Source organism: Nocardia vermiculata NBRC 100427, from assembly GCF_001613265.1.
GTDB lineage: Bacteria > Actinomycetota > Actinomycetes > Mycobacteriales > Mycobacteriaceae > Nocardia > Nocardia vermiculata.
This window is the reverse complement of the sequence record NZ_BDCA01000001.1, coordinates 423,199-442,706: the sequence shown is the minus strand read 5'-3', so window position 1 is coordinate 442,706 and position 19,508 is coordinate 423,199. Positions and strand designations below refer to the sequence as shown.

Sequence of the window (19,508 nt, the reverse complement as noted above, 5' to 3'; positions counted from 1 at the left end):
CGCCACCTCTGATCACGCGGACGGATGTGCGCGCCGGGGCGCGGATTCGACCTGAGAGAATGTTCGGTGGCCGGCGGTGGTGGCCGGTGTGAGTGGAGCTGTGAACGAGAGATGGAGTTGCGCGTGGCGACCGAGACGACGGTGCTGATCACGGTCACCGGACCCGATAAGCCGGGCGTGACCTCGGTGCTGCTGGCGGCGTTGTCGCGGCACGGTGTGAGCCTGCTGGATGTGGAGCAGGTCGTGATCCGCGGTCGTCTGACCCTCGGCGTCCTGGTGACCGCTCCGGGGGATCCCGAGGACCTGCAGGACCAGCTCGAGGACGCCATGGCCACCGTCGGTATGGACGTCGATGTCGAGATCGGCGCCAATTCGGTGTCCGGCGCACCGCTGTCGACTCATGCGGTGGTGGTGCTCGGGAGCCCGGTCACCGCGCGGGCATTCAGTGCGATCGCCCGGACACTGGCCTCCCAGGACGTCAATATCGACTCCATTCGCGGTATCGCCGACTATCCGGTCACCGGGCTGGAGCTGATGGTCACCGCACCCGCGTCCGCGACCACGGGCCTGGATCTGAGCGCCGGTGCGGAAGCAACCGAACGAGCCGCCGTCTCCGCCCCTGACCCGAGCGTCGCTGTGTCCGATGGCGACACTCGGGGGGCCTCCGTGGTGACGCAGGCTGCCGCCTCCGGCCCTGACCCGAGCGTCGCGGAGACTCGCCTGCGGACTGCGCTCGCCGAGATCGCGGCCAAGGAGAATGTCGATGTCGCCGTCGAGCGGGCCGGTCTGGCGCGGCGGGCGAAGCGGTTGATCGTCTTCGATGTGGATTCCACGCTCATCCAGGGTGAGGTGATCGAGATGCTGGCGGCACACGCCGGTGTCGAGGAGCAGGTCCGCCGGGTGACCGAGGCGGCGATGCGCGGTGAGATCGATTTCGCCGAATCGTTGCGCCAGCGGGTCGCGACGCTGGCCGGTCTGGACGAGGCCGTGATCGATCAGGTCGCTGAGCGGATCGAGCTCACCGCGGGAGCTCGCACCACTATCCGGACCCTGCGCCGGCTCGGATTCCGTTGCGGTGTGGTCTCCGGTGGTTTCCGGCAGGTCATCGAACCGCTGGCGCATGAGCTGGAGCTGGATTTCGTGCAGGCCAACACCCTCGAGGTGGTCGAGGGCAAACTGACCGGCAAGGTGATCGGCGACATCGTGGATCGTCCCGGTAAGGCGGTGGCGTTGCGGCGTTTCGCGGCCGAGGCCGGGGTGCCGATGGAACAGACCGTCGCGGTCGGTGACGGCGCCAACGACATCGATATGCTCAACGCCGCCGGTCTGGGTGTCGCCTTCCAGGCCAAACCCGCGCTGCGGGAGGTCGCCGACACCGCGTTGTCGCATCCCTTCCTGGATACGGTGCTGTTCATTCTCGGTGTGACTCGCGACGAGGTCGAGGCAGCCGATGCGCGCGACGGCGTGCTACGGCGAGTACCGCTGAGCTGAAGACGTGAACGGCCACGGGGGATGAACAGACGAGCGGAGGTCACCATGGCCGACACCGATGCCGGTGCGCCGGTCACTTCGGGTACCGAGAACACCGGGGAAGCGAGCGGTCCCGGCCTCTCGGCAGACATGCAGATCGGCGCCGACGCTCCGGCACTGGTGCTGGATGCGGGTTTCCGGGCTCGGCACGCGGAGCTCGCCCTCGGGTACGGCGGCAGTGGCGATCCCGAGGATCCGGCGCTGGTGCAGGCGATGCAGATGGTGCTGCACATTCCGAAGGCCGAGCCGCCCCGGCGCAGTGCGGTATTGGAGGCATCCGCCGCGGCGGCGGTGGCGCTGTGCCTGGATCCGCGAGTGGGGCCGGGCGGTGAGTGGGAATCCCGCTATCTGGCGTGGAAACGTTCCCGTATCCGGAAGGTGGCTCGGCGGGCCCGCGGGGCACAGTGGTCGGCGAGCGGCGAGGTCGACGGTGTCACCGTGGACGCCGACGGTGCCCAGGCCCGGGCGCTGGTGCCGGGCCCGGTCGGCGAGATCGACCCGCGGATCCGCAAGCTGCAAATCGGCGGCACCGATCTCGAGCACGACGATCCCGGCCCGCCGGATCCGGAACTGCCTGTGCTGTGGGTGAACTCGTCGCTGGAGATGACGGTCGGCAAGGCGGCCGCGCAGGTCGGGCACGCCACCATGTTGCTGGCCGGGGTGCTTCCGGTGGAGCAGGTGTTCGCTTGGGCCGAACGTGGATTCCGGTGCGGTGTGCGCGACACCGACCCGGAGCAGTGGTCCCGATTGTGTGCGCTGGTGCACGAGGACGCCCCGGGCGTGGCCGCGGTGCGTGATGCCGGGTTCACCGAGGTGGCGCCCGGATCGATGACGGTGATCGCGGTAGCGCCGGTGTAGCTCTGCGCGATCGGCGGCGTACCTGCGGGATCGGACTCCCGATCGGGACAACGGCGCTCAAACGTGCGGTATCTCACTGTGGCAATACCGGTTTCGATTGGTGCGGATCGCCGCGGCCGACTATGACGGACAGCGTGCACACCGACCACGTTGGCAATGCATCGAGCGCGTCGGCAAAGATGGTGCTCGTGCCGCAACCGGATCCCGATCTGCTCATCGATTTCAACGAGGTGACCGTCCGGCGGTCGGGCCACACCTTGGTGGGCCCGCTGACCTGGCAGGTGGAGCTCGACGAACGCTGGGTCGTGCTCGGCCCCAATGGTGCGGGGAAGACCTCGCTGCTGCGGATGGCGGCGGCCGAGCTCTACCCGACCTCGGGCTCGGCGACCCTGCTGGGGGAAATTCTCGGCAAGACCGATATCAGCGAGTTGCGGCCGCGGGTCGGCTTGTCGTCCGCGGCGGTCGCCAGCCGGATCCCGAAGGACGAGAAGGTCTCGGATCTGGTGATGTCGGCCGGATATGCCGTGATGGGCCGCTGGCGTGAACGGTACGACGACATCGATACCGACCGGGCCGTGGACATTCTGGAGAGTTTCGGCGCGGAGCATCTGGCCGATCGCTCCTACGGCACCCTGTCCGAGGGGGAACGTAAGCGGGTGCTGATCGCCCGGGCCCTGATGACGGACCCGGAACTGCTGCTGCTCGACGAACCCGCTGCCGGGCTGGATCTGGGCGGCCGTGAGGAGCTGGTGGAGCAGCTCGGTGATCTGGCCGCCGATCCGGATGCCCCGGCGACGGTCCTGGTTACGCACCACGTCGAGGAGATTCCGCCCGGTTTCACCCATGCCCTGTTGCTCAACGAGGGTGATGTGGTCGCGCAGGGGCTGCTGTCGGAGGTGTTGACCGCGGAGAATCTCAGTGAGGCCTTCCGGCAGTCGATCGCACTCGATCGCATCGACGGCCGGTACTTCGCCCGTCGTTCCCAGCGTTTCGGTCGGCACCGCGCCTGAGTGGCTGCCGTGGGGGTGCACGGGTAACGATCGTGCCGGTGTACCTCGCGGTACCTGTTACCAAGCGGGCGTTAGGGTGCGAGTGTGAGTGAAACTGCTGACCGGAACGACGCCGAGGTACCGGCGCCGAAGGATGCCTCGACTGTGCTGCTCGTGCGGGACGGTGTCGCGGGTCCGGAGATCTTCCTGCAACGTCGGGTGAAGGCGATGGCATTCGCCGGCGGGATGACGGTCTTTCCCGGCGGTGGTGTCGATCCTTCCGATGCAGAGGCCGAAATCCGGTGGGCCGGACCGGACCCGACCTGGTGGGGGCAGCGTTTCGGTGTCGATCGGGCACGCGCGCAGGCGTTGGTGTGTGCGGCGGTTCGCGAGACGTTCGAGGAATGCGGTGTGCTGCTGGCCGGCCCGACCGCCGATTCGGTGATCGCCGACCCCACCGTCTACCGCGCGGCGCGTGGACGACTCGAGCGGCGCGAGGTGTCGCTGGCGCGGTTCCTGGCCGAGGAGAATCTGGTGTTGCGTGCCGATCTGCTGCGGCCGTGGGACAACTGGATCACTCCGGTGGTGGAGCCGCGCCGTTACGACACCTACTTCTTCGTGGCTGTGCTGCCGCAGGGACAAGATGCCGACGGCGCGACCTCCGAGGCACACGAGGTGGCCTGGCGGACCCCGGCCGAGGCGCTGGAGCGCTGGCGCGCCGGTGACGATGTGCTGCTGCCCCCGACCTGGACCCAGTTGAGCACGCTCGGCGAGTTCGGGTCGACCGAGCAGATTTTCGCGGCCCAGCGCACCATCGCTCCGATTCAGCCGATCTTCGCGCCGGTCGAGGGTAAGCCGATGTTGCAGTTCCCGGGCAACGATCGTTACTTCGCCGACAATCCCGACCCGACCCGGCTGCAGGGCTCCAAGCGGGACTGAGGGGCCCGCCCAGTAGGCTCGCCGCCGTGGCCGAATTCGTGACCGTGGACCGTGTCGAGCCGGGCATCGCCGTACTGCGCTTCGCCCGCGCGCCGCTGAACCGCATCGATCTACAGCTGGCGCTGGAACTGTCCGCGGCGGCCGACACCCTCGCGCTGGACGAGGAGGTGCGCGCGGTGATCGTCTACGGCGACGAGCGGGTGTTCAGCGCCGGTGACGAGACGGCCGAACTCGCGCGCTGGACTCCCGCGCAGGCCCGGGCCGTCGCGGCGGATCTGCAGGACGCGCTGGGATGCCTGGCTCGGATCCCGCAACCGACGATCGCGGCGATCAGCGGGTATGCGGTCGGGGTGGGCCTGGAACTGGCGCTGGGCGCCGATCGCCGCCTCATCGGTGACAACGTCAAACTCGGCCTGCCGCAGATCCGGGCGGGACTGATCCCGGTCGCGGGCATCGGCCGGCTGAGCCGGGTCATCGGTCCCGGGCCGGCGAAGGAGCTGGTGTACACCGGTCGCTTCGTCGATGCTGCCGAGGCTGCGGCGCTGGGGTTGGTCGACGAGGTCGTCGCGCCGGACGATGTCTTCGTCGCGGCGCTGCGGTGGGCGCGGCAGTTCGCTGCCGGTCCCGCCCGTGCGCTGGCCGCCGCCAAGCGTGTTTTCGAAGCGGGCCCCGACACCGCCGGCAGTGCCCGGACCGAGTGGGCGGAGCTGTTCGGGACCGAAGATCGCAGCATAGGAACGTGTTCTTATTCGGCGTCCGGTCCGGGGGTCGCGGAATTCGTGGGCCGCTGAGCGGACCCGGCCGATCGATAGATACGCTGTGCGACCATGACCGCACGTCTTGACGACCCCGCGCCGAACCCGCACGCCACCGAGGCCGAGGTCCAGGCCGCGCTCGCCGACAACAAGCTCGCGCAGGTCCTCTACCACGACTGGGAGGCGGAGACCTACGACGACAAATGGTCCATCTCCTACGACGAGCGGTGCATCGAATACGCGCGCGGCCGGTTCGACGCCGTGGCCCCGGATGCACCGCTGCCGTACGAGCGGGCCCTGGAACTGGGCTGTGGGACCGGTTTCTTCCTGCTGAACCTGATGCAGGCCGGGGTGGCCAAGTCGGGTTCGGTCACCGACCTGTCCCCGGGCATGGTGAAGGTCGCCACCCGCAACGCGCAGCACCTCGGCCTCGATGTCGACGGCCGCGTCGCCGACGCCGAAACCATTCCCTACGAGGACGACACCTTCGATCTGGTCGTCGGGCATGCGGTGCTGCACCACATCCCGGATGTGGAACTGGCACTGCGGGAATGCCTGCGTGTGCTGAAGCCGGGCGGTCGTTTCGTATTCGCCGGTGAGCCGACCACCGTCGGCAACTTCTACGCCCGCAAACTCGGCCAGATCACCTGGAAGGTCACCACCGAGGTGACCAAGCTGCCGTTCCTGACCGACTGGCGGCGTCCGCAGGCCGAACTGGACGAATCCTCGCGTGCTGCCGCGCTGGAGGCCGTGGTGGATCTGCATACCTTCGACCCGTCCGATCTCGAGGGCATCGCCCGCAACGCGGGTGCGGTGCAGGTGCACGCCGAAACCGAGGAATTCGCCGCCGCGCTGTGGGGCTGGCCGGTGCGTACCTTCGAGGCCGCGGTGCCGGAGGAGAAGCTCACCTGGGGCTATCGCATGGCCCAGTACAAGGCGTGGCTGGGATTGAGCCGCCTCGACGAGAAGGTGCTGCGCCACGTGGTGCCTCGGCAGTTCTTCTATAACGCCATGATCACCGGCGTGAAGCCGGGTCACGCCGGAGAGTAGGGCCGGCATGCCGGAGGGCGCCGCGGGGCGTTGCACGGCTGCCTGTTCGCTGCCCTCGGTGCCGTTTTCGCGTTCGAATGCCACGGCATCGGGACGGCAGTGCCGCTGGGGTGCGCGACGATCGCCGCGCACCACACGCCGCGCCTGCTCCGGACAATTCTGATGGGATACGACTTCACGGTCGCCGACGTCGACTATCTCGCGGGGACAGCCGGGAACGATGCTCTGGCACTGGTCGAGCAGTATTCACTGGCACCGGCCGATCTGCTGCGTGATCTCGAATCGCTCCGGAGGGTGCACGGTGAGCGTACGTCCGCCCTGGTGGAGACGGTACGGCTGCGCCGGCGTGCGGCAGCCAAACTCGACGATGCGGGGCGGTGGCTGCTCACCGACGATGCCGTGCAGCAGGCCACGCCCGGCCCGGTCGCACGGCACCGGGCCCGCCGCCTGAGCGGTCGCGCCGTCCACGACATCACTTGTTCGATCGGCGCGGAATTGGCTGCGTTGCAGCGGGAATGCCCGGCCGTCCTGGGGAGCGACCTGGACCGGGTGCGCCTGGAGATGGCCGCGCACAACCTCGCTGCCGCAGCGAATGTGCTGCTGTTGCAGGCGGATGCGCTGCACCCGACGAGCCGCGACACCGTCGTGATCGCCGATCCGGCCCGGCGTGCGGGTGGCCGCAGAACCTACGACCCGACCCGATTGCAGCCCCCACTGCCGGAACTGCTGGCCCGCTACCGGGGCCGCGATCTGGTCGTGAAGTGCGCTCCCGGACTGGATTTCGAACGGTTCGCGGTGGGCGGACGTGACGTTGCGCCGATTCCGCACGGAGATGGTGGCGGCTACGCGGGACTGTCGTGGGACGGTGAGGTCGAGGTGGTCTCACTCGACGGTGGCGTCCGCGAAGCCTGCCTGTGGTCGCGTGGCCTCGGCGACCGTGGTGTCACCCGCAGGGCGACGGTCCTGCACGGCGACGGGACGGGGTGGAGCATCACCGACGCCGAACCCGGCGAGCTGCCCGAACGGGCGCCGGGGGAGTGGATCGTCGATCCCGACGGCGCGGTGGTGCGCGCCGGCCTGGTCCGTCAGTACGCCGCGAAATACGGTTTGTGGCAGCTGGATCCGCGGATCGCCTATCTCACCGGTGATTCCGTGCCTGCGGGGGTACGGGGATTCCGGGTGCTGGATCGGCTGGAGTTGCGGGAGAAGGCACTACGTGCCGAACTGCACCGGCGCGATTGCGGGCCGCTGGAAATCCTGGTCCGCGGTGTCGATATAGATCCCGATGCGCTGCGCCGGCGTCTCAAACCGCGTGGCGCCACGCCCCACACCCTGGTGATCACCCGAATCGGCCGGGCCGCGACGGTGTTCGTCTGCGAAACCCCGCCGGCCCGTTGAATTCCGCCGCTACTGCTCCGGTTCGAAGGCGAACAGCTCACCGATGCGGGTCGCGACCACGACCTCGCCCTCGGGACCGATCGAGGTGGACACGGTCGAGCCCTCGGCACCCGGCAACGGTGCGGAGGCGACCGTGGCACCGCTCTCGGTGTCGAAGGTGAGCAGGTTCAGTGCCGCACCCATCGGAACCACCACATAGCCGGTGTTACCGGCGGTCTGCACCGGTTGCCCGCGCAGCGCGAGATCCTTGCGTTCCCAGACGACCGTGGCGCTGTCGCCGTTGTCCTGCAACGCCGTGAGATGTCCGTCGCCGCCGGGGATCAGCAGGCCGTCGATCTCGGAGATACCGCCGCGCGGGGTGAAGCCCAGCGATTGCGTCCACTTCGTGTGCCCGTCGGCGGTATCGACGGCCAGCAACCGGCCACTGTTGTCACCCACCCACAGCGTCTTACCGTCTTCCGACAGTGTCGGGCTGGTCGCACTGCCGTCGGTCAGGATATCCACGCTCCAGTCCTCGGTGACCTTCTTGTCGGCGTAGTGCAGGGCCACCAGCGAGGCCCTGGGAGCGCCGTGACGCCACGCGGTGACGTAGAACCGGCCCGAATCCTTGTCCAGTGCGGAAACATTCGCTACGGGGCAGTCCGGCCCGCCGATGGCGCAGTCACGGATGCCCTGTCCGTCCGGCGGGCGGGGCACATCGGGATGAGCGAGGAAATCGGGATCGCCGAGGATCTGATAGGTCGAGACCTCGCGATCCCCGGTCTGCCGTTCCAGGATGTCGACCTGACCGGACTGCGATACCGACAGCACCGTGCCGTCGCCGGTGAACTGCATCGAGATCGGGACGCCGGCCACCGGAGTGCGCCAGCGTGGCTGTCCCAGCGCGTTGAACGCGAACACCGCACCGTTGTCGCCCAGGTACACGTTGCTCGCCCCGTCGACCGCGGTGGCCGCCGAGATGGCGTCCGGTCCGAGGGCATTGCAGAAACGTTTGCGCCCGGTCTCCATCTGGAAGGAGAAGACGGTGCCGGTGGTCCCGGGTTTGCCCACACAATCGGTTTCGGTGCGGGAGGTGACGAACAGTTGACCGTCGGGGCCGATCGTGGTCGCTCCGGCCAGCGGGCCGCCGACCGGGCGGGACCAGCTCAGGCTCAGACGACGGGATCCGTCGACGGGGCTGGAGCTGCTGTTGCGGGCATCGTGGAACGACGACTGCCAGCCTTCACCGGATCCCACGGCGATGTCGTCGACGGTGGTACTTCCGCATCCCGTCAGCGCCAGCATGCCCAGGGCACCGAGCAGCGCGATCGAGCGCGTGGCTGTCGCTGTGGCTGCGCCCACTCGAATCATCGAGTGCCGCAATGCTGTCGGGTGGTGTCCGCCGCGGTCGTGCTCGCTGCGCTCGGGTCGCCGGCTGCCGCTTAGCACCTGCTGGACTCCCATCTGTTCGTAACGGGCCTGCACGAGACTAGAACATCGGCCGTGACCGCGGCTGTGCTGGGTGAGAATGGTGGGGCAGTGGAGACGAGCGCCGATCGTGGCACAGCTCACGCCGGTCGAATTTCCGGGGTGGAAACGCGTGCCCACGCGACGAAAGTACGCTGGTACCTCGATCCGGTGACCGCTGCAGGTAACCGTTCGCCCGAGGAAAGGGAGCAGGCCCGTGACGAGCATGTGGGGCGCACCGTTGCGTTCGCGTTGGCGGGGTTCGCGCCGCCGTGATCCGGAGCAGGCGCACTTCCTGACCAGGGCCTCGTTGCGCTGGGTGCTCGCCAACCGGGCCTATACGCCGTGGTATCTGGTGCGGTACTACCGGTTGCTCAAATTCCGGCTGAGCAATCCGCACATCGTGCTGCGCGGCATGGTCTTCCTCGGCCGCAACGTCGAAATCCACGCCACTCCCGAACTGGGCCGGATGGAGATCGGCAAATGGGTGCATATCGGCGACGGCAACGCGCTGCGCTGCCACGAGGGCTCGCTGCGCATCGGCGACAAGGTGGTCTTCGGTAAGGACAACGTCGTCAACACCTACCTCGACATCGAGATCGGGGCCTCGACGCTGGTCGCCGACTGGTGCTACATCTGCGATTTCGACCATCGCATGGACGATGTGACGATGCCGATCAAGGATCAGGGCATCGTGAAGAGTCCGGTGCGCATCGGCCCGGACACCTGGATCGCGGCGAAGGTGACGGTGCTGCGCGAAACCACCGTCGGCCGGGGCTGTGTGCTCGGTGCGCATGCCGTGGTGAAGGGCGACATCCCGGATTACGGGATCGCGGTGGGCGCGCCCGCGCGAGTGGTGAAGAACCGGAAGAAGGCCTGGGAAGAGGCTGCCGACGAGCGGGCCCGGCAGGCTGAGGCCCTCGCCGATATCGAACGCAAGAAGGCCGGCGTCGGCGCGGGTACCGAAGGCTGACCCGGCACACCGGCCGGCCGTGTTCCCGGCGCTGACGGCGGTACCTGTCGGTGGCTGTGGGTAGCGTGCCGAGCATGAACCGGTATGCGGCCTGGCTGCGGGGCATCATGCCCAGTAACCCGAATATGCGCGGTGAGAAGTTGCGCGGTGTCTTCGAAGGACTCGGCTACGACGGCGTGGGGTCGCTGCTCGCCAGCGGCAACATCGTGTTCGGTAGCGAGGACACCGATACCGCGGCGATGGAGGCACGCATTCAAGCCGCACTGCAGTCGCAGCTCGGTATTGCCGGCGGTACCATTCTCCGCAGCCGTGCGGAGCTGCGGGAGCTGGTGGAATCGGACCCGTTCCCCGGACTCACCCACTCCCGTGGCACCTACCTCACCGCCACCTTCGTCAAGGACCGCTCCGCTGCGGCTCCGCCCGCGCCACCGGAAGCACTGGCTCCCTACGTCCGGGTCGTGCGCTACGACCAGCCGGCCGGTGCGCTGCTCGCGGTGCTCGACAATTCCGGGTCGGGAACCCCCAACCACATGACCTGGCTGGAATCGGTCTACGGCAAGAACATCACTACGCGCACGTGGCTGACGGTGCAGAAGGTACTGGCGAAGTTGTAGGGGCGCCCACAGTTCGAGCTGTCGAAATTGTGCGCGGTTACCCGCCTCGAGGGGTTGAGGTGGCGGCCCGACAGGAGCAGACTGGAGGTACACCGGAGCACCGGAGAAGACCGAGTAACCGATCGAGACGTCGGTCGGCACACGAGATGTTTTCCAGGATCCGGCCAGGCCCCCGGCAAGTCGGTTCGAACCGGAGCCATCAGCGACGACTGAGGTTCCGCGAAGAATAGGACTACCGGGGACTGCTGCGTTCGGGGGAGAAATGCCCCGGCATCCGCGCTCGAGTCAGGGCATTTCCGGCTATCCCAGTGTCATCGCTGCCCGGACCGTGGCCGGGTCGAGGGAGTCGCCGGGCAGCGGATGGGCAGCCTCGGCCCGCAATCCGTCCAGCAGCACCATCAGATGCCGCCGCCACGCCTGCGGCGCGGACTCGCGCACCCCATCGGTTGCGCGAACCACGGACCACAGCAGCAGTCCCAAATCGGTTTCGCTGATGTCGGCACGCAACTGCCCCGATTCCCGGGCGCGTGCCACCACTCGCTCGAAGAGCTCGTGCCCTCGCTTCTTCTCGATCTCGATAGGGCTGTCCTCGGGCAGTGCGTACACACAGATATCGGTGAACCCGTGGTCGTCGGCCTGCCATTGCGCCAAGGTCGTCAGATGTTCGACCAGCCCGGTCCACGGGTCGGCGGCCTCCAGGGCGGTCTCGGCGCTGCGCACGGATGCGGTCACCAGATCCAGCAGTGCGTCGTTGATCAACGCTTCGCGAGTGGGGAAATGGTTGTAGAGCGTGCCGATGCTGACGCCGGCCTCCCGCGCGATCCGATTCAGCGACGCTGCGAGCCCTTCGGCAACGAAGTGCTTGCGCGCCACGGCGGCGATCCGGTCGCGGTTGTCGCGTGCGTCTCGCCGGCGGGGCCGCGACCGTGCCGCGCCGGGCTCGTCACCTACCCCCGCGGTCACCTCGGCCATGACATGACTCTAGCAACTTGAAAACCCTCTCGACTTCAGCTTAACTTGAGTAGGCACTCAACTTGAGTGGGGTATCAACTTATGGAGGAATCATGGCACATCTGGCGATCTTCGGCGCGGGTCCCGCAACCGGTCTCTCGGCGGCCCTGCGCTTCGGGCGGGCCGGCTACGGGGTAACCCTGATTGCGCGCAACCCCGGCACCCTCGAACAGTTGCGTGCCGAGGTGGCGGAGGCCGGAATCGAGGTCGACGTGCTCGTCGCCGATCTGGAGGACGCAGCTCAGGTCGATCGCGCTCTCGCGGAACTTCAATCCGCACACGGCGTTCCGGACGTCGTGCTCTACGCGCCCGGCGGCACCGCCAAGTTCCCGGTCGACGCCACCTCCCTGAGCGCCGACATCCTGCGCGACTGGCTCCCGCTCCACCTGACGACCCCGCTACACATCGCGCACTCCCTGCTGCCCGCCATGACGGCCCGCGGCTCCGGCGCCGTCCTCGTGGTCCAGGGCAGCTCCGTGCGTGAACCCCGCGCCGCCCTGGCCAGCGTCAGCGCCCCGCAGTCCGGCCTGCTCAACTACCTGCACTCGGTCGACCAGCAGGTCCGCCCCCGAGGCGTCCGAGTCGGCGCACTGCTCGTCGGCCGCCTCATCGAAAACAGCGCCGCCGAAAAACTCTTCACCTCCGGACATTTCGACTCGGTCGAACCGGGCGACATCGAGCGGGTCCACCCGGACGAACTGGCCGAGCAGCTGTTCACCATGGCGACCACGGATGTGGGGGTGGAACACGCTGCGTGAGGGCAGCCGCCCTTCTCATGGTGCAGTACCGGAGCGCGTTGTCGGTGCATCCGCTGCGGTATCCCAGGTGGGCGTGCCGTACACGTTGAGTTTGTCGATGCCGTAATCAGCGGAAAAGCCCAGCCCGATGCCGGAATAGCGCCAGCGTGCTCCGTGCGCTCGAGCGGCCTGCCGGAGTGCGTCCACGGCATAGGTGCTGCCGTGATGGCGTCCGGCAAGTTCACGCGCGAGCCCGGTCAGGTCTTGGTCTGCTCGCCGAGGCATCATCGACAGCGCAAACGAAGGGGAGTCGGAACTGCCGGTACAACACGCGAAGAAGCTGTATTCGTGCAGTGCCGTCGCGTCGACACCGGCACGGATGAGTTCGGACAGAATCTCCCACGCCGGGTCGCCGAAGTGACGCACCAGCTTCATCGGCACCGCCTTGTCGCGGTACCGCGCGGCCAGATAGGTCTTGTGGCTGACCTGGCCGAGTGCATCCGCTTCGATCGCTGCCCCGGCGTAGCGGAAGAATCTGTCGTCTTCGGGAACAGTGGTGAGGTCGGCGAAATCCGGCCATCGGTTTCGGAGGCGCTGCAGCGCACCCGGAACGACCGAGGGGCCGCCGTACACCTTGAGCCGGGCAGCATGTTGCGGCGCCTCGGGGTGGTGCACCACTCCGGTCCACAGCGCGCTGCGTTGTCTCGCAGGCACCTGTGTCGGGTCGGGGTACAGCGCGGTGACGAAGGAATGCACCAGATCGGCGGTGGTCCGGCCTGCGTTCGGTAGCCACGTCAGCAGGTCACTGATGGCAGTGAGCTGAGTTGTCACGCGCTCGGCGAAAAGCGGCAGCTGTGTTGCCGACTCCGTGACATAGCGGACTGCCGGAGAGTAGCGGCCCCGTCCCCCGGACACACTCGTTTCGAACGGTAGGCCCGACAGGGTCAGCCCGCTGGCAGGGCGTCCGTCGGGGGCGTGCGAATCGAGTCGCCCGCCACAGGCGATGTTCATCACGGTACGAATCGGCGGGTCCGAAGTGGCCGACATCAGTCGTCCGGACAAGTCGATCAGGAAGTCTGCTGCGGCCGCGGCGGTCGTGGCCGTCATACTCGTCGCGTAGTGGTGCCCGGTGCCGGAGGAGTACCGGTGGTGACCGCAGCGGCCGGCTGGAGATTCTCGTTCGCCCGTTCACTGCCTTGGATTTCGGCCGCATCCGGACGGAAGAAGCCTTGGAAGCTCCCGTAGGGGCCGCTGGGCGGGCTGTGCGGATCGAGCGGCTTGTAGTCACCATTGACGATCATGTAAGCATCGTTGCCCTTGCACGCGATGATCGCGCTGCCGTGCTCCCATTGGATGATGTCGCCGGTCTGCAACTGAGAACTACCGATCGCATTCAACTCGCCGAGGGCGTTGCCATAGGCAGCTATCGCATCGGTTGCGTTGCTGTTGACCTCCGTGTTGACCGCGTCGGCCACCGCCGAGGACACCTTCTGAGGTTGACTCTCATCGGGCCACAACTTCATATCCACCGGGGAATGCGGTGCGCGGGACTGCGATACGGGTGAACCCGTGGCGGTGATCGGGTTGGAAGAGACGGCACTACCCTGCACCGGGCTGCTTGCCGATGCCGTATCGGTTCCGGGAATCTGCAGCATCGGATTCTTAGGGGTGGCCCCGGCTCCTGAATCGCTCCCCGGGATACCGAACGGCGTGCCCCCGGATGCAGACCCGCCCTGCTGCTGCCCGAGCGGATTACCCGAATTCAGCGCCGAACCGAATGGGCTGAACATCGAATTCGGGTTGAACATCGAGGAACTGGGATCCGACGTGACACCCGTATTCGTGGCCGGAGTCGCGGGGGTGGGAGTTTCGGAGCCGTCGCCGGCACTGTCGGTAATCGTGGCGATCGCATCGTCGATCGCGCTCGAAGCACCGGTGGATTCGTCTGTGCCGGTGGGATCGTCGTCGGCATCTGTGTCGGTCACACCGTCGGCACCGTCTGTCGTCGAGTCCGCATCGTCACCGCTGCCCAGCTCGGTGTCGTCACCTATCTCCTTCGGGAACAGATCACTGAAGTCGGTCGGCTCCTTCTCCGTGTCGGTATCGCTACCGGTCGGGGTTCCGCTACCCGTGGGCTGTTCGGTGCCGGTGGGTTGTTGTGTTCCACCAGGGGGGCCGCTCGGCGTCGCCTGCTTGCCCGCGCCCTCCTTGCCCTTCGCCGCCTCCTTACCCTTTGCGTAGCCTTGCTCGTATCCTTCCTTGCGTGCGGCCTCGGCATCGCCGGTTTCCGGGTCCTTGCCGTCGACGTTTTCACCATCCTTCTGGAATGCCTTCGCCGCGGCATCGTAGGCCTTGTCCCACTGTTCGGCCGCAACGTCCAAGTAGTGAACGTAAAGGCTTTGTTCCGCTTCGTAAGTCAGTTTCCAGTATCCATCTTTTCCCGACCCTTTCTCGTAGATGGTGTCGGTCATCGGGTCGCTGGGATTGCCGCTGTACCGGACGACCTTGTCGCCTTCGCGACGAATTGTGGTGTTTCCCTTGGTCGGTGTGTAGGTGTCGTCCAGGTGATCGTTCAGTTCATCCTTGATCTGTTTCAGTTTCTTGATGGTTTCGTAGTTCTTGTCCTTGCTGTCGACCGTGATCAACTTGACGTCTTTGTAGGCGGCGGTATGTTCTTCTTTGCGCCCCTTCAACTGCCCCTTCAGTGAGTCGTACTGGTCGATGGTGTGCGACCAGCCCCCCGGGGTGTCGACTCCGTTGCCCAGCAGGATGCTGCTGAAATCGGGGTGATCTTTGGGCGTGCTCGTTCCGAGGGTGTCGAAGCCGAGCTGCATCGTGGCCTGAGTGTCCGCGATCAAGGATTCGAGGAGTGCGCTGGCACCCTTGGGAACCCACAACTGAACAGGTTCCAGATGTTTTCCCTCGGCGAGGGGGAGGAAACCGCCCTGCTTCGGATCGAACTCGATCTTTTCTGGCTTCTTTTCCTTGAGTTGGGCGTCCTTGTAGTCTCCGGATTCAAGCGCAACAAGCAAATTCTTGTATTTTGCTTGCTCCATCAGGTTGTCGCCGTCGTCGTTGGTAGCGTCGTCGAAAAGATCTTTTCGTACGGTCTTGTCGACTTTATCGAAGACCTGTTCGAGCTGACCCGGAGTAAGGTCGGCGTCCAGTATCGCGTCCAGTGTCTTTTTCGCCTCGTCGCCGGCGTAATATTCGGTGTCGCCCCAGCCTCTCTCGTGTTCGCTGTTCACATTGTCGGCGACTTCGTCAACTTTTCCCATTGGACATCCCTCTGATCAACGGAGGCTGTGAGGATCGGCCTGCGGGGTCAGCGGCGCATTCCTGACCTCGGTAGATACGGTGGCAGTACTGAAGGTCGCGTCGGTTGCACGAAGAGCTGACGCGGGGAGTGTGCGGTCGGCCGGAGCGGAGGCGACCGCATCCTGACCCAAATTTTCGAAGGACAAAGGGAGTGACAGGTAGTCGGCGATCTGTCCGTACGTATAGAGCACTTCGCGCAGGGTCTGCCGATCGGAATTACCTGCTGCGACAAGTAGTAGCAACTCGTCCGCCAGTCGCTCACATACGCCGGCGGACCGAACCGAGGCCCTACCGTCGCCGGTACGACCGACAGAGACGGCGGTGAGTTCCCGGGGCATCGCTGCGAGTGAATGGAAAGCGTCGTGTAGTTGGTCCCACGAGTGCGTCGGAACGGCACGCTGCGCCAGTAGCGAGTCGAGGACCTGCGCTCGTGCGGTCCGGTGCCGGGCCCAGATTCCTTCCCCGTCGGGCAACGTGGCGCGGAGCCGGGTGTCTGCTGAACGGGCCAGACGGACGCACATGCTGCGGATTTGGCTGTCCGGTACGTCGATCGCGTGCTGCAGCAAAGTGTCGGAGCCGACCACCGCGAGCCTGTCGACCAAGCCGGGGCCGGGTGACCCGAGATCGACCGCGCACTCCGCAGCCCGCACCGAGCCCTGCAACGAAACCCTGGCGTCGGTGCACGTATGGATGTCCTCCGGCAATGCGGTTGTCGAGGCCAGTGCACTGAGCCGGCCGCCGACTTGTCGGGTTGCCAGGGAACAGAAACCTGTCAAAATTCGCGCGGGGTCGGTGAGATCTTCCAGTGCCGCGATCGCGGGGCCGTAGGCCGGTTCGAAGCTGCTGCTCCAATGCCAGGGGACCACGACCTCCTCCGGGAGATGCAACCCGGCCGGCAGCCACCCGCGGCCTTGATTCGAGGTCACCATCACCAACGCTCCGCGGCGTCGTGCGACTGCCACGGCCCATTCCACACCGGGGGCAGAAGTTTCGGCCGCGGCAGCAATGGCGCCGAGTAGCGTTGTGGCCAGTAGGAGGTCCTGGTCACTGCGCCTCCCCCCCTCCAACGGCGGCAACGTTCGGCGAGCCGCGGGAGTATGTAGTGACGCCACGAATGCACCGGACCGAAGAGGCCGGGGACTGCGGTTTGCACCAGAAGCTCCGGAATCGGTCGGTGTCGCCGGTCGGCTCATCGCGGTATCACCGGCCGCCGCGACCGGTACCTGATCATGTATCTGTCCAGGGACGACGTTCGTGGTCGAGGGGACGCGGGTGAGTGGGGTGCCGTCGGCAGCCGCTGGTGCCGAAATCCCGGTAGCGGGTTCGGAAACTTCGCTGTGTGGTTTGCCGAGCTGTGTGGGCGCCGGAAAGGACACCCCGCTCGGCGGTCGACCCGTCACCGGGGTGGGCCGGTCCGGTTGCGCGCTCGACGGGACGGTAATCGGCGCCGTCGCGCCGGGCAGCGGAACTGGTGCGGGCGCCTTCGACGACTCCGGCGTGGCGGGAGACCGACCCGGCTCGTTGTAGTTCGTCGCCGTTGTGTTCGGCGCGATGTGGCCTGGTGGTGCGAATCCTGGGCCGACTCCGGGGGTGTGCACGGCATCTGGCCCGAAACTGTTGCCGCTGTGCCGGATATTGCCCCCACCACCCTGGTCCGACTCCTCCAACCGCTGTGCCGCGGTGAGCAACTCGTCGCGCGTCTTCTCGTGCGTGTCGGCGAGGCGCTCCGCCTTCTCGTGGCGTCGGTTGTAGTAGTCCGTCAGAGCCTGATGGACGGGATGGGCGATGGTGCCGTAGCCGTCGGGGAACTCCTTCAGCCAGTCCTCCGGGATCTGTCCCCAGGCGCGAATCTTGGCTGCCAGCCGATCCTCCTGCGCCGCGGTTCTGCGCAGTTCATCGGGCTCGACGTTGATGTAATCCGGCATCCTCGGCGATTCCTCCCGTCAGCCCAGCTGCCACTATTCTTCCGACTTCCCAAAGTTGGGGACCGGGCTTCCGGGATTGGCGCGCCACTCCCGCACGATGTCGGCAAGGGGGCGAGGGATCTCGGTCGGGTCGTTCATGACCAGCTCATACTGCCTGCGGGCATCCGCAGTGCTCTCCGCGATGGCGGCAACGATTTCCGCGGCCAGCTCCTGATTGTCGAAGCGGTCGCAGGTTCCGGGGGCCAGGAACAGATCGCGCAGCCGCCCCTTGGCATCCACTTCCGGAATCACGAGTCCACTCGGCGAAGGGCGGCGCGCGACAATCGCGTCCGATCGCTCACGCACCGTGGCGATTCGGTGTCGCAATTCGCGCGTCATCCCGAGCGTGGCATTGACGTCGGGGTGGAGTTCCCTCACCGATCGCCCTCGTTCATGGTGCGCGCGGTCCTCTCCTAGCCGGTTCTCGACTCTCAGTTTGTCAAGGTCACCGTGTCGGCATCCGGACTGCTCTTCCCAATCGTGGGAGGGGGACGGAAAACAGCGCACCTGATCGGGTTCAGGTGCGCTGGTACGCGGAATGCGGCCGTGGTTCGGCCTTGTCGAGCGGGCCCACCCGAGGGGAGTGGGCCGGTTCGCTCAGGCTGCTTGTCGTCGGTGTGCAGGGCTGTCCGCCACGGGCTTCGTCTCCTCCTCGTCGAAGCCGGGGCGTCCGGTGCCGATGAAGGCGACCAGCCAGGACAGGACAGCGGTGAAGCGGTTGCGGAAGCCGACCAGATAGAACAGGTGGACGGCCAGCCAGGTGATCCAGGCAATGGTGCCGGTGAACTTGACCCGGTCGTTGAGCTTGGTGACGGCGCTGAAGGTGCTGATCACCGCCATCGATCCCTTGTCCCAGTACACGAACGGGGTGCCGGGCTGCTTGTCGCGGCGGATGATGTCGGCGACGTGGCGGCCCTCCTGCATGGCCGTCGGCGACTGTCCCGGGTAGCCGTTGAGCGAGGTCATATCGCCGATGGCGAAGATGTCGGCGTGCCCGCCCACCGTGCAGTCGGGGTTGATGAGCAGCCGTCCGGCGCGGTCGGTTTCGCAGCCGGTGGCCTCGGCGAGCAGCTTGGCGAATCCGCCGGCCGCCACACCTGCCGACCACACCACCGTCTCGGCACCGATGCCGCGTTCGACGCCGTCCTTGGTCTTGACCGTCACCTTGCCGGCCTCGATATCGGTGACGAACGTGTCGAGCAGGACTTCGACACCGTTGCGGGTCAGCGATTCTCGCGCGTACTTCGAGAGGCTGCCGCCGAACGGCGGTAGTACGGCGCCGGCGCCTTCCACGAGGGTGACCGAAATCTCCTGGTGAAAGTGCCGCTTGGACAGTTCCTTCAGCTGGCCGGCGACCTCGACGCCGGTCGGGCCCGCGCCGACCACCACGAAGCTCAGCAGGCGTTCACGGGTTTCGGGGTCGGCCTTCGATGCCTCGGCGAAGACCCGCTCGATCTGCGCCCGCAGCAGCTTGGCATCGTCGATGGTCTTGAGTGAGAACGTCTTGTCCGCGAAATCGTCGCGGCCGAAATAGGACTGGGTGGCCCCGGTAGCCGCGATGAGCGACCCGTAGCGGATCTGGCGCGGGCCCTGTTCGGTGTCGTAGGTGAGCACCGCGGCCTCGGCATCGATGTCGACGACCTTGCCCAGGCGCACATCACCGCCCTTGTGCCGCCGCAGAATGCTCGCGATCGGCGGGGCGATATCGGTCGATGGGAGCACACCCGTCGCTACTTGGTACAGCAGCGGCTGGAACAGATGTTCCGGGGTGGCCGAGATCAGTACATAGTCGACCCCCGATTTGCTGAGCTGCTTCGCGGCGGCGAGCCCGCCGAACCCCGAACCCACGATGACCACATCGGTGGTTTCCATTCCCGCATCCACGTGTTGCATGACAGCCTCCTTCTGTCATTACTAACCGCGATT

17 protein-coding genes are annotated in these 19,508 nt (G+C 66.7%); 10 read left to right on the top strand and 7 right to left on the bottom strand.

Going from position 1 to position 19,508, the window contains the following annotated elements; all coding sequences use genetic code 11:
* The first annotated feature begins 111 nt into the window (after window positions 1-111).
* The 7 genes from serB to NV2_RS02040 all read left to right on the top strand — a co-directional run bounded on the left by serB (window position 112) and on the right by NV2_RS02040 (window position 7,519).
* Window positions 112-1,491, top strand: coding sequence for a phosphoserine phosphatase SerB (gene serB / locus NV2_RS02070; RefSeq protein WP_067868279.1), 1,380 nt, complete (start codon window positions 112-114; stop codon window positions 1,489-1,491).
* Window positions 1,492-1,620: 129 nt separating this feature from the next.
* Complete coding sequence (locus tag NV2_RS02065; RefSeq protein ID WP_067869181.1) at window positions 1,621-2,388, top strand: peptidyl-tRNA hydrolase; 768 nt, start codon at window positions 1,621-1,623, stop codon at window positions 2,386-2,388.
* A gap of 179 nt (window positions 2,389-2,567) precedes the next feature.
* Window positions 2,568-3,398 (top strand): ABC transporter ATP-binding protein, encoded by an 831-nt coding sequence (locus NV2_RS02060; protein WP_067869178.1) that lies wholly within the window; start codon window positions 2,568-2,570, stop codon window positions 3,396-3,398.
* Window positions 3,399-3,482: 84 nt separating this feature from the next.
* Window positions 3,483-4,316, top strand: coding sequence for an NUDIX hydrolase (locus NV2_RS02055; RefSeq protein WP_067868276.1), 834 nt, complete (start codon window positions 3,483-3,485; stop codon window positions 4,314-4,316).
* A gap of 26 nt (window positions 4,317-4,342) precedes the next feature.
* On the top strand, window positions 4,343-5,107 hold the full coding sequence (locus NV2_RS02050) for an enoyl-CoA hydratase-related protein (RefSeq protein WP_067868273.1): 765 nt from the start codon (window positions 4,343-4,345) through the stop codon (window positions 5,105-5,107).
* Window positions 5,108-5,143: 36 nt separating this feature from the next.
* On the top strand, window positions 5,144-6,121 hold the full coding sequence (locus NV2_RS02045) for a class I SAM-dependent methyltransferase (protein WP_067868271.1): 978 nt from the start codon (window positions 5,144-5,146) through the stop codon (window positions 6,119-6,121).
* A 162-nt stretch (window positions 6,122-6,283) separates the two neighbouring features.
* Window positions 6,284-7,519 carry a THUMP-like domain-containing protein gene (locus NV2_RS02040; protein ID WP_067869175.1) on the top strand — a complete coding sequence of 412 codons (1,236 nt, stop codon included), beginning with the start codon at window positions 6,284-6,286 and terminating at the stop codon, window positions 7,517-7,519.
* Between the two features lie 9 nt (window positions 7,520-7,528).
* Here NV2_RS02040 and NV2_RS02035 read toward each other — a convergent pair whose 3' ends face one another.
* Entirely contained in the window at window positions 7,529-8,869 is a 1,341-nt protein-coding gene (locus NV2_RS02035) for an outer membrane protein assembly factor BamB family protein (RefSeq protein ID WP_084473813.1), read from the bottom strand.
* A 313-nt stretch (window positions 8,870-9,182) separates the two neighbouring features.
* Between NV2_RS02035 and NV2_RS02030 the strand changes: the two genes are divergently transcribed.
* Both NV2_RS02030 and NV2_RS02025 read left to right on the top strand, forming a co-directional pair.
* Window positions 9,183-9,938, top strand: a complete 756-nt coding sequence (locus tag NV2_RS02030; protein ID WP_067868268.1) for an acyltransferase — start codon at window positions 9,183-9,185, stop codon at window positions 9,936-9,938.
* A gap of 74 nt (window positions 9,939-10,012) precedes the next feature.
* The gene (locus NV2_RS02025) at window positions 10,013-10,552 is read left to right on the top strand and encodes a DUF1697 domain-containing protein (RefSeq protein ID WP_067868265.1); all 540 of its coding nucleotides are present in this window, start codon (window positions 10,013-10,015) and stop codon (window positions 10,550-10,552) included.
* Window positions 10,553-10,852: 300 nt separating this feature from the next.
* Here the strand turns inward: NV2_RS02025 and NV2_RS02020 are convergent, their stop codons facing one another.
* Window positions 10,853-11,524: a TetR/AcrR family transcriptional regulator gene (locus NV2_RS02020; RefSeq protein ID WP_067868262.1), complete on the bottom strand. Its 672-nt coding sequence runs from the start codon at window positions 11,522-11,524 to the stop codon at window positions 10,853-10,855.
* Window positions 11,525-11,616: 92 nt separating this feature from the next.
* On the opposite strand from NV2_RS02020, the gene NV2_RS02015 reads away from it, so the two are divergent.
* A complete protein-coding gene (locus NV2_RS02015; RefSeq protein WP_067868259.1) occupies window positions 11,617-12,321 on the top strand; it encodes an SDR family NAD(P)-dependent oxidoreductase in 705 nt (234 codons plus the stop codon).
* 15 nt (window positions 12,322-12,336) lie between these two features.
* On the opposite strand, the gene NV2_RS02010 is transcribed toward NV2_RS02015, so the two are convergent.
* The 5 genes from NV2_RS02010 to NV2_RS01990 form a co-directional block, all read right to left on the bottom strand.
* Window positions 12,337-13,407, bottom strand: a complete 1,071-nt coding sequence (locus NV2_RS02010; RefSeq protein WP_067868256.1) for a hypothetical protein — start codon at window positions 13,405-13,407, stop codon at window positions 12,337-12,339.
* Window positions 13,404-15,578 (bottom strand): hypothetical protein, encoded by a 2,175-nt coding sequence (locus NV2_RS02005; RefSeq protein ID WP_067868253.1) that lies wholly within the window; start codon window positions 15,576-15,578, stop codon window positions 13,404-13,406. The genes NV2_RS02010 and NV2_RS02005 overlap by 4 nt, the downstream gene beginning before the upstream one ends.
* Window positions 15,579-15,593: 15 nt before the next feature.
* Entirely contained in the window at window positions 15,594-17,543 is a 1,950-nt protein-coding gene (locus tag NV2_RS02000; RefSeq protein WP_067868250.1) for a type VII secretion target, read from the bottom strand.
* A gap of 33 nt (window positions 17,544-17,576) precedes the next feature.
* Entirely contained in the window at window positions 17,577-17,960 is a 384-nt protein-coding gene (locus tag NV2_RS01995; RefSeq protein ID WP_507763248.1) for a YbaB/EbfC family nucleoid-associated protein, read from the bottom strand.
* Between the two features lie 219 nt (window positions 17,961-18,179).
* On the bottom strand, window positions 18,180-19,475 hold the full coding sequence (locus tag NV2_RS01990) for an NAD(P)/FAD-dependent oxidoreductase (protein ID WP_067868247.1): 1,296 nt from the start codon (window positions 19,473-19,475) through the stop codon (window positions 18,180-18,182).
* Window positions 19,476-19,508: the final 33 nt, after the last annotated feature.

What these genes read in the sequence shown, in the direction of transcription:
- serB (WP_067868279.1), top strand. Translation starts at nt 112, where the DNA reads ATGGAGTTGCGCGTGGCGACCGAGACGACGGTGCTGATCACGGTCACC.
- NV2_RS02065 (WP_067869181.1), top strand. Translation starts at nt 1,621, where the DNA reads ATGCAGATCGGCGCCGACGCTCCGGCACTGGTGCTGGATGCGGGTTTC.
- NV2_RS02060 (WP_067869178.1), top strand. Translation starts at nt 2,568, where the DNA reads ATGGTGCTCGTGCCGCAACCGGATCCCGATCTGCTCATCGATTTCAAC.
- NV2_RS02045 (WP_067868271.1), top strand. Translation starts at nt 5,144, where the DNA reads ATGACCGCACGTCTTGACGACCCCGCGCCGAACCCGCACGCCACCGAG.
- NV2_RS02040 (WP_067869175.1), top strand. Translation starts at nt 6,284, where the DNA reads ATGGGATACGACTTCACGGTCGCCGACGTCGACTATCTCGCGGGGACA.
- NV2_RS02035 (WP_084473813.1), bottom strand. Translation starts at nt 8,869, where the DNA reads ATGATTCGAGTGGGCGCAGCCACAGCGACAGCCACGCGCTCGATCGCG.
- NV2_RS02025 (WP_067868265.1), top strand. Translation starts at nt 10,013, where the DNA reads ATGAACCGGTATGCGGCCTGGCTGCGGGGCATCATGCCCAGTAACCCG.
- NV2_RS02020 (WP_067868262.1), bottom strand. Translation starts at nt 11,524, where the DNA reads ATGGCCGAGGTGACCGCGGGGGTAGGTGACGAGCCCGGCGCGGCACGG.
- NV2_RS02015 (WP_067868259.1), top strand. Translation starts at nt 11,617, where the DNA reads ATGGCACATCTGGCGATCTTCGGCGCGGGTCCCGCAACCGGTCTCTCG.
- NV2_RS02010 (WP_067868256.1), bottom strand. Translation starts at nt 13,407, where the DNA reads ATGACGGCCACGACCGCCGCGGCCGCAGCAGACTTCCTGATCGACTTG.
- NV2_RS02005 (WP_067868253.1), bottom strand. Translation starts at nt 15,578, where the DNA reads ATGGGAAAAGTTGACGAAGTCGCCGACAATGTGAACAGCGAACACGAG.
- NV2_RS02000 (WP_067868250.1), bottom strand. Translation starts at nt 17,543, where the DNA reads ATGCCGGATTACATCAACGTCGAGCCCGATGAACTGCGCAGAACCGCG.
- NV2_RS01990 (WP_067868247.1), bottom strand. Translation starts at nt 19,475, where the DNA reads ATGCAACACGTGGATGCGGGAATGGAAACCACCGATGTGGTCATCGTG.